We start from the raw sequence: 16,711 nt of genomic DNA on the forward strand, positions 1-16,711 counted from the left end.
AGAAGAGTTTGATTGTGGAACGCAAATCTTTGTTTACTTCTGATTAATAGTTAATAAGATTTTGAAAATTCAGAATCAGTTTCCTATATTTAAGATAGCTTTTATAACAGCCAAATTATAATTTATTAACCGAGAAAATCCTATTTTTCTATGTATTCCAATATTAAAGTGAACTGGTTTTTCAGTTTGTTGTTTGCGGGAGTGATTGCCACAATTTTTCCTGGCGACAGCTATGGTCAACACGTCGATGTATCCCCTTTAACAGGTGGTGCCCAGATGAATATTCCGCTCTATTTAATCCAGCGGGGTGATATCCAGATCCCGATCAATCTCTCCTATTACGGAAATGGGGTTAAGGTGAAAGCCTCAGAAGGAAATGCAGGGATAAACTGGAATGTATCCATTGGTGGCTCAATCTCCAGAGAGCTCCGTGATCTTCCTGATGAGATCGATCAAGGTACAGGAGCAGATAGACGTGCTGGTTGGCTTTATAGTGGAAACGAAGCCAAGATTGCAGCTTTCAATATCTCCAATGACAATAACAAAACAACCTGTCCTGATGAAACCACAGATTTAACCTATCTCCAGACAAATTTTTCATCCCTATGGGATATGGAACCGGATGTTTTTCATCTAAACGCGCCGGGTCTTTCTGCCACTCTAATTTTTAGAGGAAATCAATTGGTATCTACCGACAAATCCGACCTGAAAGTGAGTTATACGCTCTCCTCCACGGGCTTTGGCATGCAGAGTATCGTTGTGAAAACGGACCAGGGGCTCACCTATGAATTCAATGTGACGGAGCGCTTTGTTCGTCAGGCAACAAGCCCCAATCTCTCCGGTATCCTCTACCAGAAACGACAGTATGATCTTTACAAAAATTCAATCGGTTATAATGGCAACTGGTATCTGAGCAAAATAACGGATAATAATGGTAATGATGTATCCTTTGGTTACAGCGAGTTAAGCCGGATTTATATGGGAAGGGACGTCGCCTTCTATATCGGAGATTCCAATACCAAGACAATACAATATCGGATTGAAGATTATTATACTCCGGTATTGCTGACAGAGGTTACCTATTCGGGTAAACCTGACAATTTGGGGGTTCAGCAGCTCAAAATCTCCCATGATTTCAACCAATTCACGCGTACCTATATGGTAAGCGATCTTACCTTAAGCTCTTACGAATCCGAGATTGTTCCGATCGATCCACCGGCAAACTTCTGGAAAACAATTGGGAAGGTGTCATTTAGCTATGCGAAAGCGGCTAATGGTAACTATCAGCGGTATTTTCTGAAGCAAGTCTTGGGTTCTGCCAATGGACAAAAGTTAGATACCAAATTCGACTATTATGGTTTGACCTCTTTAGATTTCTCTGCTTATAATATTGATCTGCCAGATTCTGCCTCTACTCAACTGGATGCATGGGGTTATTACAACAGCAGTTCGGCTTCAACACTGAATCCCCAGCTTTATCTCAATCCATCTAGTTCAGCCCATGACCGCATCCGTACTTATCTGCCAGCAGGGCTAACAGCCACCTATCCCTATACCCTAACGGGGAATGCCCGGTCAACGGATATTAACCGGGTGAAAAATGGTATGCTCCGAGCTGTCACTTACGAAAATGGTGGTACTACGGAAATAACTTACGAGCCACAGCAATTTTACGATGCCCAGGCAGGTGTGGATGTTATCGGCGGCGGTGTAAGGGTCAAACAGATTACAGATAAAGACGGCCTGACGACCAATGACGGAATACGCACCTATGACTATACCGATCCTGCAACAGGCAAGTCCAGCGGAGCTCCTATTGCCCTGCCCCAGTTTGCCTTTATGCAACCTTTTACGGGAGGGGGTACAACCGAACAGCAATGGAAAGCATCCATCATCAGATCCGATGAAAACCTTTCTGCAGAACCGGACAATATTCTTTACGCTGTGGTCAAGCAGAGTTCACCCGACCTGGGGAGTACCGTGTACCGTTTCACCCGGCCAGCGATGCATTTTGATGTGAGTTCAGCTCCTGACTGGACTCCCAATTGGTCCTATCTTGCAAGAACTGGCTGTGCCACAGTTGGAGTCCTAGCTGCAGACCGCAATACCTACCCTTTCGCCTCGAATATGGATTTTAGTTTTGAACGCGGCCAGTTAATTTCCGAAACATCCTACAACGAGAGCGGACAGAAGGTTAAAGAGAGCACAAATACCTATGTACGCAGGCAGACACCTGACAGAATGTATGCCCTTAAAATGGAGACAGTGGGCAATGCGGTCTATTATACGAAATATCCTGTCTTATATAACAAAGATAAAGTTGTGCAGAGCCGCAAAGAGCAGCTGTTCAATACCGACGGTACCGTTCAGGAAAGCAAGGTGATCGACTATACCTATGGAAGCACGCTGCACAGTTATGCGACCCAGATGACTACTACGGCCAGCGATGGGTCAATCTTGAGAAATAACACGAAGTTCCTGAAAGACTATAATCTAACAACCGCTAGCGATGCAACTTCTATTGCCATGAAGCAGCTGCAGGACCGCGGGATCAATATTCCGATCGAGACCTGGCGTACACTTGAACGCAGCGGAACTGTGAAAACAATAGCTGCGCAGCTGACCAAGTTCAATACTTTTACCTGGCAGGGGTTAACTTATCAGAGACCCGGTCAGCAGCTAATTTTCCAGAATGCCGATGGAATAACAGATTTTCAGCAGTCTACAGTACAGGGCGGAAATTTCAGTTCTGATGCGCGCTACTGGATCACAGCCAATTATACAGCCTATGGCCTAAATGGCAAATTGCTGACATCAGATGATAACCTGGGGAATAGTCAGACGACATTGTATAGCGGCCACCTTCCCTATGTCCGTGCCACCGGAGCTGCCGTCAGGGAGCTGTCCGTAAATATTTTTGAGGATCTAACAACTGACTACGAAAGTGGATTTAGCCCTGATGCGGTGTCATCTACATATTCCTGGAACGAAAATGACGGCCGCACCGGTCAGCGTTCCCTGAACCTTCCAGCGGGAACGTTGTTCAGCAGAACCGTTTCAAAAAAAGCGGGCACAGACCGGTATTTACTTTCTTTTTGGGTAAAAGCTCCTAATGCGGGTAATATTACCCTGCAGCTTTTTGTGAACGGTGTTTCTGTCCAGAGTATCCAGGTACCTTTTGTGGCAAGTGGAACCGAATGGAAATTTTATCAGCAGTATATTTACGTTGCTTCGATTTCGGGTGATTTTGTTGCGAAACTGCAGACCTCCCAGAATCTGGCAATAGACGATATTTATTTCTTTCCGGAGCAAACTGCGATAACCGTTAATACTTTAGATTATGATCGGGGTATTTCAACTTCGCAGTCAACGCTGAATGGCGTGACCGAGTTTTATGAATACGATGGTTATGGCCGTTTAAGGAAAACCCTGGATGCTGACCGTAATATCTTGGTGGCCAATAGTTATGTCAATAAAGATGATCTAAGTGACAGTGTGCTATATATTGACCATGATGGAATTGCTAGCAATAAACAGATCACTTTTTCGACCTATGGCGTATTACGTAACAAGGACGGTAGCAAGTATATCTGGAATTTCGGGGATGGTACGGCTCCCGTTACAACCACCAGCAATGATGTTCAACATATATATACCAGCAATGGAAACTTTGTCGTCACCTTGCAGCAGGTATCCCCGTTATATGGAACCTACACGGCATCCAAATCCATCACAGTGACACCATATGACAGTACCGCTATAGTCGAAGCACATATAGGTGAAATGTCAGGCGGTGATATTACACAGGTTGATTTTTATAAAGGGTCCACATTATATAAAACCTTTTCAAAACAAGAATTATGGTACAACTGGAATGCCAATGTTTCCGTACCTCCTGGCGCCTACACCGTGAAAGTGTATACTACAGGCGGTTATCACCCATCCTATAACCCGCAGGGTTACAAAAGTGTACATTGCAGCTATGGCACGGTGGATCTGTGCCGGGCCGTTGCCCCGGGCGTCTATCAATTTAATGTGGACCTAACAAGCCAACCAAGAATTGATGTTAGCGTAAAACTGCAAGATTGTGAACTTATAGAGATCGAATAGTCATGAACACAAAAAATATAATCTTATATCTAATAGGAGCCTGCCTTTCCTCGCTGTATGTTCCGGGAGCAAAAGGTCAGACACTGTCCCAAAATTTTGTTCAGCAGGATATCGTCACGGTAAGCGGTGTAAAGACGATCGATGATGTACTGGCACTGGACTATACCAAACGCATGAGTACCCGGAGCTACCTGGACGGATTCGGCAGGCCCATTCAGACGGTACAGCGCCAGGCCAGTCCACTGGGCAAGGATATTGTACAGACGATCAGTTATGACAAACAGGGAAGACAGGAAAAAGAGTTCATGCCTTTTCAGGCCAATTCTGTTACCGGTGAATACCGCTCTAATGCAGCAGCTGAACAGCAGAGCTTTTATGCAACTTCCGGGCAGAAAATTGCCAATGACACAAAACCTTATACCTCAAGGCTGTTTGAGAAAAGCCCCCTGTCCCGTTTGCTGGAAATGGGGACAACCGGCGATGGCTTCCAGCCGGGGCAGCATAGTACCACCTATTCTTATCGGAGCAATACCACTGCGGATGCTGTACGCCGCTGGAATGCTGATGGCACTGCCGCCGCCAATTTTGCTCCGGGAGCACTCCGTGTGGCGGAGACGCAGGCTGCCGACGGTCAAAAGACCCAGCTATTTACCGACCGTGCAGGTAATACGGTACTGCGCCGTTCCTATATCAATGAAACTGTAGAGGGACAGCCGGAAACCTGGCTGGATACCTATTACGTATACGATGATCTTGGACAGGCGCGGTATGTTGTTCCGCCGAAAGCTGTTACAGCCATGCGCCAGTCGGGTAACTGGACCCTTACGCAGTCCTCTATAATCGATCAGATCTATAGCTACCGGTATAACAATAAGAGGCAGGTCGTCGAAAAACGGGAACCTGCAACAGGTGATATTTATTATATCTACGACCCACTTGACCGGGTTGTGCTCGTTCAGGATGCCCGTATACGGGCATCCAATAAGTGGTACTATATCAAATACGATGCCCGTAATGTTGCGGTAAGCCAGGGTATGTATACCAATACAGTGTATACCACAAGAGCTACGATGCAGAGCTATGTACAGGGATTGAGTTATGCCGTAAATAGGTCTGAAAAAAGGATAAATACGGCAGCAACAGGATATTATAGTAATCTTGTGTTTCCTACCACAGCCATAGAGCCACTGAGCTACGTCTATTTTGACGATTATGACCTGGACCGCAACGGTACGGCCGATTACAGCTATGCACCGCAGGGCTTACAGGACGAGATGACTGCAACAGGTTCCCTTCAAGGGAGACAGACTGTTCTGCGGCAGCGGAGCTTAGGTGATGGACTCGCCGATATCTGGCTTACCTCTGTTTGTTTCTACAGTAAAAAAGGAGACGTCATACAGATCAGGGCCAACAATCATTTGAATACGGCATTGGAGGACAGTGAAACGAAGGTAGTTGATTTTGCAGGAAAGACCCTGCGCAAGCGAACTGTCCGAAAGGTTCCCTCTGCCGGGACCTTGAGTACGATCACGGTGGATGATAGCTATCAATATGATCACGCAGCGCGTCTGCTATATATAGATGAGAAATATAATAGTGGTTCCAGTATCCGTATTGCGAGCTACAGCTATAACGAAATGGGACAGCTGATCGATAAGAAGCTGCACAGCACCAATAGCGGGTCAACTTTTCTGCAGTCGGTCGACTACCGATACAATATCCGTGGGCAGCTGCTAAGTATCAATAGCAGTAATCTGGGGACCGGGGATAACAACGATGACGGCAATGACCTGTTCGGGATGGAGCTCCTCTATGATAAGGTGGATGCAGCTTTGGGAAATACGGCATTTTACAGCGGACGCATTTCGGCCGTGAAATGGCGGGCAAAAACAGCTTCCGACAATAACCCCAAAGAGAAGTCCTATCTGATGGGCTATGACCTTCAGGACCGCATGAAGTCGGCACAATATAGAGACCGGCTGGGAGCAGCAGCCTGGGGCAATATCGGGAGCTTCGATGAAAAGGGACTTACCTATGATGCCAACGGAAATCTCATGACCCTGCAGCGTACAGCGTTAATTTCGGGTGTAAATACAACGATTGACGATATCAGTTACAGCTATACGGGGGATAAAATGACCAATGTCTCCGAGGGTACAACGGGCAGCCTGGGTACCTATGGCTTCCGCAACCTGACAGGAAGTACGGCTGCTTATAGCTATGATGCCGTGGGGGCTATTGCTGCTGATCCCAAGAAAGGACTTTCCTTTGCTTACAATGTATTGGGGCTCACCGCAAAAACGACCATTACAACGGCTACAAACAGATACGTTGATTATACCTATACGGCAAGCGGAACCCTTTTGCGTACCCGGCATTATGACGGTGGTACATTGGTTAAAACCCTGGATTATATTGGCGGATTTGTGTATGAAAACGGAGCAATTTCGTATTTTAGCATGGTTGAAGGAAGAGTGCGTAACGTAGGCGGGGTACTGAAACCCGAATATATGCTCAAGGATCATCAGGGCAATGTACGTGTCAGCTTTGAAGAGCAGTCGGGTGTGGCGGTTGTCCGTCAGGAGAACAGCTATTATCCTTTCGGGCTTCAGTTTCCGGGTACAGTGATACCGAGCGGGGCAAATAGGAACCTGTACAATGGCGGGTCCGAATGGGAGAATGCGTTCAGCAATCTGCCCGATCTTTACCGGACAGACCACCGGATGTACGATCCGGCCCTGGGGCGGTTTTTGAGTCCGGATCCATTGGCGCTGAGCAGTGCGGGTTATGGTACGTACCATTATGCCTACAACAATCCATTGCTGTTTAATGATCCATTGGGATTGAAGGCAGCGCCTGGAAGCGGCGGCGGGATAACGGGGCCATACGGAGAGTTTTGGAATTATGTTATGTCATTTACGGCTGGTAATGGTGCATATATTACACCCGCCAAAAATGGTTGGGACGTAGCAGAATTCAGTTCGTCGGAAGCGGCGTTTTATTTTGCGTCGTCGATGATGACTGAAAACAACAGTTGGGGATCATATTCTGGTTGGGCTGGCAGTTATGAAACTGCTGCCGCTAGATATAATGCAAATAATGTTGGCCAGGTCGCAGAAAAATTTTATAGATTAAATGAAGTTGCCGTTGATAGACGAGGGTTTAATAGCGGAAGTTGGATCTCTCAAGCGTACGCGCAACATAAAAGTCTTTGGAGTTCCTCGAGCAAAGAAACCGGATCTACAATTGATCCACACGCAGATGAATTAGCTAAATATGGGCAAATCAGCTGGGGTTATAATTTTGTAGCAGGAGCGTCAATTTCAACTATTGGAGGAAATGTCGAAATAGGAACACTCATTACTGATAAAGGATGGGCAAGAAATTATAAGACCGTTTACTATTCACCTGGTTTTGCATCCCCCTCTGTCTCACATAATTTTTTCTTTATTTATTCGACAAATAATAAAAATCTTCCGACCTTTTCCGATTGGAATGGTTTATCAAAGGGAATGTCTGCTTCTTTTGACTTTGTTTCAATTGGTGGTGGAATCGGATCAAACTACGCAGTATGGAGTGCTGGTTTGAGTTTTGCACCAGCATCGCTTAACTTTATGAAAGAAAGTCGTGGAGCAGGAGCATTGAATGTTGGTGTAACAACTTGGATCGGTCCTGTTTATATGCTGCCAGGAGATGGTTCCACTCAAAGATATATTAATACAATGAAATTTCAAGGAGGCTATTAAATGAATTTTGAATATAAAATAAAAAGAACCGTAGATATTTCTCTTATAGAATTAGAGAATAAGATTTATACATACCTGAGAAATAATTCCTATAAAATATCTGAAAAGGGTACTGGATATATAACTTTTGTTGAAGATGAATTAAGTAATCGAAGAAGATCACGGTCAGATTTTCATACTAGAATAGGCGAAGGAAAATTTATTTTCCATGAAGACACTACCGGCAACACAAAGATAGAACTAAACTACTTAACATCAATTAATTACTATCTTTCCCTTGTCGGTCTTACTTTAGCCTTTGGAATTTATACACGAAATATAATTATGCCAATAATTTTTTCAATAGTCTTAGCTACGCCTATTTTATTTAAAATTTTTTATTTAAATGAACATGTGTTTGATGAGGTAATGTCAAGCTGAAGCTAGGAATTATCTGAGACCACCTCGTTACTTCAATATGAGTACATGATCAAGGATCACCAGGGCGATGTATGTGTTGGTTTTGAAGAGCAGTCGGGCGTGGCGGTTGTCCGAAAGGAAAACAGCTATTATCCTTTCGGGCTGCAGTTTCCGGGTACGGTGATACCGAGCGGGGCAAATAGGAACCTGTACAATGGCGGGTCCGAATGGGAGAATGCGTTCAGCAATCTGCCCGATCTTTACCGGACAGACCACCGGATGTACGATCCTGCCCTGGGGCGCTTTTTAAGTCCGGATCCATTGACGCTGAGCAGTGCGGGTTATGGTACGTACCATTATGCCTACAACAATCCATTGCTGTTTAATAATCCATTGGGATTGAAGGCAGCGCCTGGAAGCGGCGGCGGGATAACGGGGCCATACGGAGAGTTTTGGAATTATGTTATGTCATTTACGGCTGGTAATGGTGCATATATTACACCCGCCAAAAATGGTTGGGACGTAGCAGAATTCAGTTCGTCGGAAGCGGCGTTTTATTTTGCGTCGTCGATGATGACTAAAAACAACAGTTGGGGATCATATTCTGGTTGGGCTGGCAGTTATGAAACTGCTGCCGCTAGATATAATTCAAGTAATGTTGGCCAGGTCGCAGAAAAATTTTACAGATTAAATGAAGTTGCTGTTAATAGACAAGGATTTAATAGTGGGGCTTGGGTTTCTCAGGCACAAGCGCAAGTTGCGAATTATTGGAATAATGCAAGGGAGCAGGATATTTTCTCTGAAAAAGATATCGCGACATGGGGTCGGAAAGCTTCCGGTTATCTTTTGTCAGCTTCCTTACCTTTCAAAAATGCTTTTAAACGCGGGAGCTTATATTTCAAGCCAAACGCGGGATCGAGAGCATTAATAATTTTCGAAAAGAAAATACTAGGAAAAACGATTGTCCATCAGCCGCTTTTTGAAATGAGTACAGTTAAAGCAGGTAAAATTGCTGCCGGATTAAAAACAGCTGGGAATGTGATTGGTGCAGCGGGTATTGCATTCGCAGTAGGGGATATCTATATGAACGGTTTTACTACCTCCAATTCTTTAGATTTGGCCATGTCAGGCTTGGCGTTGACAGGAGTTGGTTCAAGTGTAGCTGCGGGATATTTTATTTTAAATACAATCTCTGTTGCTACAACGGATAGGGATATAGGTCAACATATTGATAGTTTATTTGAATAGAAGAAAAATGATGTTTTTAGATTGTATGTATGTTGTTTGCTGTAATTTTTATAAGAAGAGAGATAAAGATATATTTAAAACAAGTGGATTAATTTTATTGTCTGCAGTCTTTATGTGTAATATTGCTTTGGTGTTTTTTATTCTAAGAACAAAAAGATTGTTTGTGTGGTCACTAATTGAATATAAATATTCTATATTAATATTTCTTTTTGTAATGATATCTTGCCTGTATCTTAGATACTTTAAGATTACCAATTATGAGGAAGTAAACAACAAACTCTATAGTATAAACCGAGATAAAATGAATCTTTATTATCTGATGTCAACCTTATATATTATATTGTCTTTTGCTTCAATGATAGGCTATGCATTTTATAAAGGAGGTCAGGTTAATAGGTGGTGGTAATTAATGAATATTGGGCTTATTTTTAAAAATTAAGTACTAATACGACAATGATGATGGTGTGTAAACCTATAATAGGACGACGATACAGTCGGCGGGGAAGCCAGAGTATATGCTTAAAGATCATCAGGGCAATGTACGGGTCAGTTTTGAAGAGCAGTCGGGCGTGGAGGTGGTCCGTCAGGAAAATAGTTATTATCCTTTCGGGCTGTAGTTTCCGGGTGCGGTGGTACCGAGCGGGGCAAACAGAAACCTAGACTATAGCGGCTCTGAATGGAAGAGTGCGTTCAATTAAAGAAAAAAAAGCCGGTACATGTACCGGCCTCCTCTTTTACCTTAAACTAACCTATTTTTTAACGAATTGCATCACGACGATGTCGCCAGAGATGAACGTTAACTCGTTATCCCGTACATCGAAGTTTGTCGTAGACTTCAAACCATTCATAAATTCGTTGTAAGCTGCATTCTCACAGTGCATCATGGTTGAAACCAATTTATCACCAATTTTGATCGAATTGCCTTTTTCACTTTCGTAGGTTCCACCAATACCATTACAACCATTGTTGCCATCTACTTTATGGTCTTTTGTATTGAAAGTCAATGTTGGAATTTTGTCCTTAAATAAATCCTTAAGTTGTTTTCCTGCTGTCTCTGCTGTGGTCAAGGATTTAAGTTCCCAGGTGCCTTCCAAAGATGCATTGTCCACTGTGCTCGGTTTTTGGACGGTAGTAGCCGTGTCGCCGGAACCTGTTGCCTCAGCTTTTTTTCCAGTTGTGTTACATGCGATTGTTGAAAACGCCAATGCAACCGCTAAAATCATTAAATTTCCTCTCATAATCATTTTTAATAATATAAAACTTTTGTTATTTCGTCAGTATCTATATCCATGAAAGCAACCCGAAACTTCTTTCTGGTCAATACGCTAGCGTAGCGAGTTCATTGATACGACAGATACGTTCAGAAAAAACATTCCTTTTTCTGCCCTATACTTATAATTATCATGCCAATCTCAAGGATAGCCTAAGCGAGCATCTAGTTGAACGCTGCTAACTATCTTATCCTCTATTAATAAAGGATGGATGATTTTTGTTTGATCAATAAGCGAAAGAATCTGATTTTTCAGGAAATTAGCGTGAAAAAAGGACGAAAAATTAAAAGATTGGCTGTAAAAAGCAGCATGGATAGATTGGAATACTTATTTTAATCAATCGATTGATTTGATCAAAAAATACGATTTGACCCAAGAATACATCCTAATGGAGCTGAGCATCGCTCGGTTTTGTACGCAAATGTTACATACAGCATTTTGCAAAACTTCTTATCTTAGGGCTTTACAACCTAATTTTCTAGCACATAAATATAGACTATGTTGACAATCTTGTTATCCTCCATTTTACTTTCCAGCGGGCCTGTAGCCAAATCAGATACTTTAAAAGCTTACGGGGCTCTGCCAACCGAGCGTCAATTAAAGTGGCAGGAGATGGAAACGTATTGTTTGATTCATTATACGCCGACAACTTTCCAAAATAAGGAGTGGGGCTATGGTGATGCACAACCCTCATTATTTAACCCTTCGGCTTTTGATGCAAATCAAATTGCTAAGGCAGCTGCAGCAGGTGGTTTCAGGGGCTTAATTAGTGTAGCAAAGCACCATGACGGATTCTGTTTGTGGCCAACCAAGACAACATCCTATAGTATCGCTTCTTCACCGTGGGAAAACGGGAAAGGGGATATGGTCAAAGATTTTATGCAAGCGACCCATCGGAATGGGATGAAATTTGGTGTATATCTTTCTGCTTGGGACCGTCACGATGAGCGTTACGGCACACCGGCCTATGCCGATGCCTACAGACAGCAGCTGACCGAACTGATGAGCAATTATGGCCCATTGTTTACGTCATGGCACGACGGAGCAAATGGCGGTGATGGCTTTTATGGTGGACATGAAGGGAAGCGTATCATCGATCGAACAACATACTATGAGTGGCATGAAAAAACGTGGCCTATTGTAAGAAAATTACAGCCTGAAGCCGTTATTTTCTCAGATATCGGTCCGGATATGCGTTGGGTGGGCAATGAAAAAGGATTTGCTGCTGAAACATCATGGGCAACATTTACGCCGATTGGCTTAAATGGAAAAGTCGCTGTACCTGGTGCGACAGAATCACACAATGCCGAAACAGGCGACCGTAACGGTAAATATTGGATACCTGCTGAATGTGACGTACCACAACGTCCGGGATGGTTTTATCATGAAGAACAAGATAGCCGTGTAAAAACACCCAATCAGCTTTTTGAGATCTATTTAAAATCAGTTGGAAGGGGAGCATGTATGAATCTTGGCTTAGCACCGATGCCTTCTGGTACATTACATGAGAATGATGTGAAGTCGCTGCAGGCTTTTGGAAAAAAAGTGAAGGAAACTTTCCGTACCAATTTAGCCAAAGGAGCGACCATCACGGCATCCAATACCCGTAATAGTGATTCAAAATCCTATGGTACTTCCTTTATTACAGATAACGACCGATACAGCTATTGGGCAACAGACGATTCTAAAACATCGGCTACATTGGAAATAAAATTAAAATCCCCTGCTAAGTTCGACCTAATTCAGTTGCGGGAGAATATTAAGTTGGGACAACGTATAGATAGTGTCTCCATTGAACGTTGGGAAAATAACAGCTGGAAGCCTTTGGCCAAAGCAACAAGTATCGGTGCAAACCGCCTCATCAAACTCGAGCAACCTCAAACTGCAAGTAAACTACGTCTTCATGTTTATGCTCCGGTAGCAATCACGCTCAGTGATTTTGGACTGTTCAAGGAGTACAACGAACCCTTTGCATTTAATACCAAAGAGGTGAAAAAGCTGACAGGGTTTAAGATTTCGACGGGAAGATCCAATAATAATGCTTATTTATCTGACGGAAAACCAAGTCCTTTTGCGACTGTTGCCGATCAAGGTGTAATCGTTGTCGCTACAGATAAACCTGTTTCTGGTATCGGCTTCCTTCCTCGTCAGGATGGAAAGAACGTAGGGACACCAACACATTATAAAATATCAACTAGTACTGACGGGAAAACATGGACCCTTGTCAAAGAAGGTGAGTTTTCCAATATTAAGGCGAATCCGATTTTGCAACAGGTGTTTTTCGATACGAACAGCGCAACCAAGTTTATCAAATTTGAACCAAAACAATTTATCGATGGCAATGAATTAGCCATAGCGGAATTTGAATTGTATGGTAAATAGATTTTTAATGCTTATCGTGGTATGTATATGTCATACCACGATACTTTTTGCTCAACAAAATCCACTCGTACTTTGGTATAATAAGCCCGCGAAGGTTTGGGAAGAGACCTTGCCATTAGGAAACGGACTCATCGGCATGATGCCAGATGGAAATCCTAGTCATGAAAAGATCGTACTCAACGAGATTAGTATGTGGTCGGGCAGTCCAGAGGATCCCAATAATTATGAAGCCTATAAAAATGTTGAAGCTATTCAGGCGCTGCTTAAGGCCGGTAAAAATGATGAAGCCGAAAAATTGGTCAATGAAACTTTTGTGACCAAAGGCAAGGGGTCTGGTTTTGGTAATGGGGCAACGGTTCCCTACGGCTGTTATCAGCTGTTCGGCGACCTTATACTCGATTATAAATTGCCTGCTGGAACGATCGAAGGTTACAAGCGTTCCCTGGACTTAGCGACGGCCTCTGCACAAACTTCATTCAAGATCAATGGACAGCAAGTCCAACGCCGTTATTATACTTCTTTTGACAACAATGTCGGTGTTATTCAATTAAGCCAAGGCAAAGATGTGGTACAGCAGTTAGGCATATCATTCCAGCGCCAGGAAAATATTGACCGTTATACCTTGTTGGACGATGGGATTCTGGTTGAGGGATCTTTGCCTGATGGAAAAGGTGGTAAAAATCTGAAATTCGTTGGATTAATTCAGGTTAAAGGTAAAAATCTGCAGATCAACAAAAAGGATAAAACCTTAGAGGTGTCGGCAAATGGTGGTCTTACGATCTATTTCTCAGCAAGTACTTCCTATTATGGAAAGGACCCCTTACCTGTTGTCAAAGCAGCGGTTACAGCAGCAAAAACTGCTGAAGAACAAAAGGTATATCGGGATCATCTCGCTGCGTATCAAAAGGTCTTCGATCGGGTAAGTCTCAATCTGTATGGAAATACAGTGAATAACGCTATTCCGACCAATGAACGCATTGCTAATTTTTATAAAAATCCGGTTCAGGATCCCGATTTGGCAACGATTTATTATCAATACGGAAGGTATTTGAATATTTCAAGTGCTGCCCCGAAAAATACAAAAGCACTCCCGCCAAACCTTCAGGGACTATGGGCTAATCAGATCAATACGCCTTGGAATGGTGATTATCATCTCAACATCAATGCACAAATGAATCATTGGGGCGTGGAGGTTAATAATCTGAGCGAGTATCATAAGCCTTTTATCGAAATGATAAAACGGATTGCAAAGACAGGTGAGCAGACTGCAAAGGCATACTATAATGCACCGGGGTGGGTGGTCTATATGATGACGAATATCTGGGGCTATTCCGCTCCGGGTGAGCAGGCTTCCTGGGGAGCCAGTACGGCATCGGGCTGGCTATGTAATCATCTCTGGGAACATTATCTGTTCACCGGCGATAAAAATTACCTCAAAGAGATTTACCCGATATTAAAAGGAGCAGCCGTATTTTATGATCACACACTTGTTCAGGATCCTAAAACCGGATGGTGGGTCACTTCACCATCGGTGTCGCCGGAAAATGCTTTCCGAATGGCCAATGGAAAAGTTGCTGCGGTTGTGATGGGACCTACCATTGACAATCAGATCGTACGGGAGCTGTATCAGGCAGTAATTCAAGCAGATTCTATCCTGGCGATGAACGATAGTTTTGCCGGTACCTTGAAAACAAAGCTGAAGGATATCCCTCCGCCTGTAGTCGTTAGCCCATCGGGGCGTGTCATGGAATGGCTCGAAGACTATCAGGAAGTTGAACCTAAACACCGACATGTATCGCATTTATATGGTTTGTATCCTGCGGCATTTATCTCGCCACAGACGACACCTGAATGGGCTGAAGCTGCACGTAAGACTTTAGCTGTGCGCGGCGATGAAGGAACGGGCTGGTCGAGAGCTTGGAAAATATTGTTTTGGGCCAGATTACAGGATGGCGATCATGCACTCGAAATTCTAAGGCAGTTGCTTAAACCCGCTTTTACCAATGAAACAACGTATCAAGGAGTCGGAGCGGGCACTTACCCCAATCTGTTCTGTGCGCATCCGCCTTTTCAGATCGATGGAAACTTTGGTGGTGCAGCCGGGATCGCCGAGATGTTGATACAGAGCCACAATGGTTATATCCATCTATTACCTGCTCTACCCAAAGCCTGGTCAAAGGGCGAAGTTAAGGGACTTAAAACCCGAGGCAACTATACCGTAGACATCAAATGGGAAAATGGAAAGGTTTCCGATTTGCGGATTAAAGGTAAAAAAGGAAAGCTTCGTCTATTTGAAAACGGAAACTATAAAGATTATGAAGTTCGTTAAATATTTTTACTTGATTTCTGTGCTGGCCTTGGGGACGACAGCCTGTACCCAAAAGTCCGAATCGGCGAAGACAGCCGCCTTGTTGAATAGCTTTAGCTATAAGATAACTGGAAAAACCACTGCCGCGAACGGAACTCAGGTGAGCCTCGTCGATCACGACAATAAACTGCAGCAATTTGTAAAAACACAGGTTGCTAATGGGCAATTTGTTTTGGAAGGTGAATTGGCTATGGCCGGATTTTATGATATTCAGATAAAGGGTATGGAGCCCTATACGTTATTTGTCGAAGGCGGGAGTGAATATGATTTGAGTGAAAATCAGGGCAAGTTTACCTTGACAACCTCTTCGCAGAATGCGAACGATTTTGTGCAGTTCAATGCAGCCTACCACAAGCGTGAACAGGAGGAAAAAAATAAAACGGCAAATAAAAGCCAAAGGGTAAGGCAGTTGGAGAGCCAGCTGCCTTCGATGGCTGCAAGAAATGACGGTTCCTATGAAAAAACAGTGGATGAAATACAGCGCTTAAGTGGCAATACAGCATTTAATCCACGCACACTATACGCCGATTTTATTCTCGATAGTACCCATCGTTCATCCTTGGTATTGCCTTATTTTTTTAAATACATCTCCTTGGATCAGACGAACTATAAAAAATTCGATGCCGCATTGCTGAGTTTTAATGCAGATTTACAGAAGCATCCTTATTTTAAGTTTGCCCGTGAAAAGGTCGATAAGGTGAAAGACTTCTATGAAAATATGCCTGTATTTCCTGCTATTAGCCCGATGAATGTAGAACGGGATAGTTTGAATTTGAAGGATTTTTCAAAAGCTAAAATGCTGATTGCCGCGTTTTGGAAAACTTCCAATACAAATAGTAAGGCGGATATAGAGATGTTACGGAAAAAAGAATCTCAGTTGAACGCTATGGGGGTAAGGGTTATCTATTTTTCGCTGGATAAGGATCTGGATAAATGGATCAAATCAAGTAAGGATCTCGCCCTAGGTAAGCAGAGCTATTTTTTGAATTATAACGACCAAGCAACGATGGAAAATGATTTTGGTATAGATCGTACGCCAAGTTATCTATGGATAAATCCACAGACCTTCCAAATCCTATCCTTGAGTGGTGAGGATCCAGCAATGCCACAGTTTTTAGGGAAGGTAAAGGAATTTCTTGTTAAAAATTAACGATTATTGTCTTAAAAAATCTTACATTTGAATTAAC

General features: G+C 43.3%; 8 protein-coding genes. 7 read left to right on the plus strand and 1 reads right to left on the minus strand.

The window, feature by feature from the left end; translation table 11 throughout:
- The first annotated feature begins 150 nt into the window (after positions 1-150).
- Genes AAW12_RS11115 through AAW12_RS11130 form a run of 4 tightly spaced genes read left to right on the plus strand, consistent with a single transcriptional unit; the run spans position 151 to position 9,503 of the window.
- The gene (locus AAW12_RS11115; RefSeq protein ID WP_046673696.1) at positions 151-4,110 is read left to right on the plus strand and encodes a PKD domain-containing protein; all 3,960 of its coding nucleotides are present in this window, start codon (positions 151-153) and stop codon (positions 4,108-4,110) included.
- 2 nt (positions 4,111-4,112) lie between these two features.
- The gene (locus AAW12_RS11120) at positions 4,113-7,856 is read left to right on the plus strand and encodes a DUF6443 domain-containing protein (protein ID WP_046673697.1); all 3,744 of its coding nucleotides are present in this window, start codon (positions 4,113-4,115) and stop codon (positions 7,854-7,856) included.
- Positions 7,857-8,276, plus strand: a complete 420-nt coding sequence (locus tag AAW12_RS11125) for a hypothetical protein (RefSeq protein ID WP_046673698.1) — start codon at positions 7,857-7,859, stop codon at positions 8,274-8,276. It abuts the gene before it with no gap.
- 45 nt (positions 8,277-8,321) lie between these two features.
- Positions 8,322-9,503 carry an RHS repeat protein gene (locus AAW12_RS11130; RefSeq protein ID WP_046673699.1) on the plus strand — a complete coding sequence of 394 codons (1,182 nt, stop codon included), beginning with the start codon at positions 8,322-8,324 and terminating at the stop codon, positions 9,501-9,503.
- A gap of 749 nt (positions 9,504-10,252) precedes the next feature.
- Here the strand turns inward: AAW12_RS11130 and AAW12_RS11140 are convergent.
- Positions 10,253-10,741 (minus strand): META domain-containing protein, encoded by a 489-nt coding sequence (locus AAW12_RS11140; RefSeq protein ID WP_046673701.1) that lies wholly within the window; start codon positions 10,739-10,741, stop codon positions 10,253-10,255.
- A gap of 531 nt (positions 10,742-11,272) precedes the next feature.
- On the opposite strand from AAW12_RS11140, the gene AAW12_RS11145 reads away from it, so the two are divergent.
- Genes AAW12_RS11145 through AAW12_RS11155 form a run of 3 tightly spaced genes read left to right on the plus strand, consistent with a single transcriptional unit; the run spans position 11,273 to position 16,674 of the window.
- Positions 11,273-13,156, plus strand: coding sequence for an alpha-L-fucosidase (locus tag AAW12_RS11145; RefSeq protein WP_046673702.1), 1,884 nt, complete (start codon positions 11,273-11,275; stop codon positions 13,154-13,156).
- On the plus strand, positions 13,146-15,485 hold the full coding sequence (locus AAW12_RS11150) for a glycosyl hydrolase family 95 catalytic domain-containing protein (protein ID WP_046673703.1): 2,340 nt from the start codon (positions 13,146-13,148) through the stop codon (positions 15,483-15,485). The genes AAW12_RS11145 and AAW12_RS11150 overlap by 11 nt, the downstream gene beginning before the upstream one ends.
- On the plus strand, positions 15,472-16,674 hold the full coding sequence (locus tag AAW12_RS11155) for a DUF4369 domain-containing protein (RefSeq protein ID WP_046673704.1): 1,203 nt from the start codon (positions 15,472-15,474) through the stop codon (positions 16,672-16,674). Before AAW12_RS11150 ends, AAW12_RS11155 begins: the two co-directional genes overlap by 14 nt.
- Positions 16,675-16,711 lie beyond the last annotated feature (37 nt).

The organism is Sphingobacterium sp. Ag1 (assembly GCF_000988325.1).
Lineage (GTDB): Bacteria > Bacteroidota > Bacteroidia > Sphingobacteriales > Sphingobacteriaceae > Sphingobacterium.

Bases quoted from the DNA above. Each gene is read 5' to 3' on its own strand.
- AAW12_RS11130 (WP_046673699.1), top strand. From the start codon at position 8,322: ATGATCAAGGATCACCAGGGCGATGTATGTGTTGGTTTTGAAGAGCAG.
- AAW12_RS11120 (WP_046673697.1), top strand. From the start codon at position 4,113: ATGAACACAAAAAATATAATCTTATATCTAATAGGAGCCTGCCTTTCC.
- AAW12_RS11125 (WP_046673698.1), top strand. From the start codon at position 7,857: ATGAATTTTGAATATAAAATAAAAAGAACCGTAGATATTTCTCTTATA.
- AAW12_RS11150 (WP_046673703.1), top strand. From the start codon at position 13,146: ATGGTAAATAGATTTTTAATGCTTATCGTGGTATGTATATGTCATACC.
- AAW12_RS11115 (WP_046673696.1), top strand. From the start codon at position 151: ATGTATTCCAATATTAAAGTGAACTGGTTTTTCAGTTTGTTGTTTGCG.
- AAW12_RS11155 (WP_046673704.1), top strand. From the start codon at position 15,472: ATGAAGTTCGTTAAATATTTTTACTTGATTTCTGTGCTGGCCTTGGGG.
- AAW12_RS11145 (WP_046673702.1), top strand. From the start codon at position 11,273: ATGTTGACAATCTTGTTATCCTCCATTTTACTTTCCAGCGGGCCTGTA.
- AAW12_RS11140 (WP_046673701.1), bottom strand. From the start codon at position 10,741: ATGAGAGGAAATTTAATGATTTTAGCGGTTGCATTGGCGTTTTCAACA.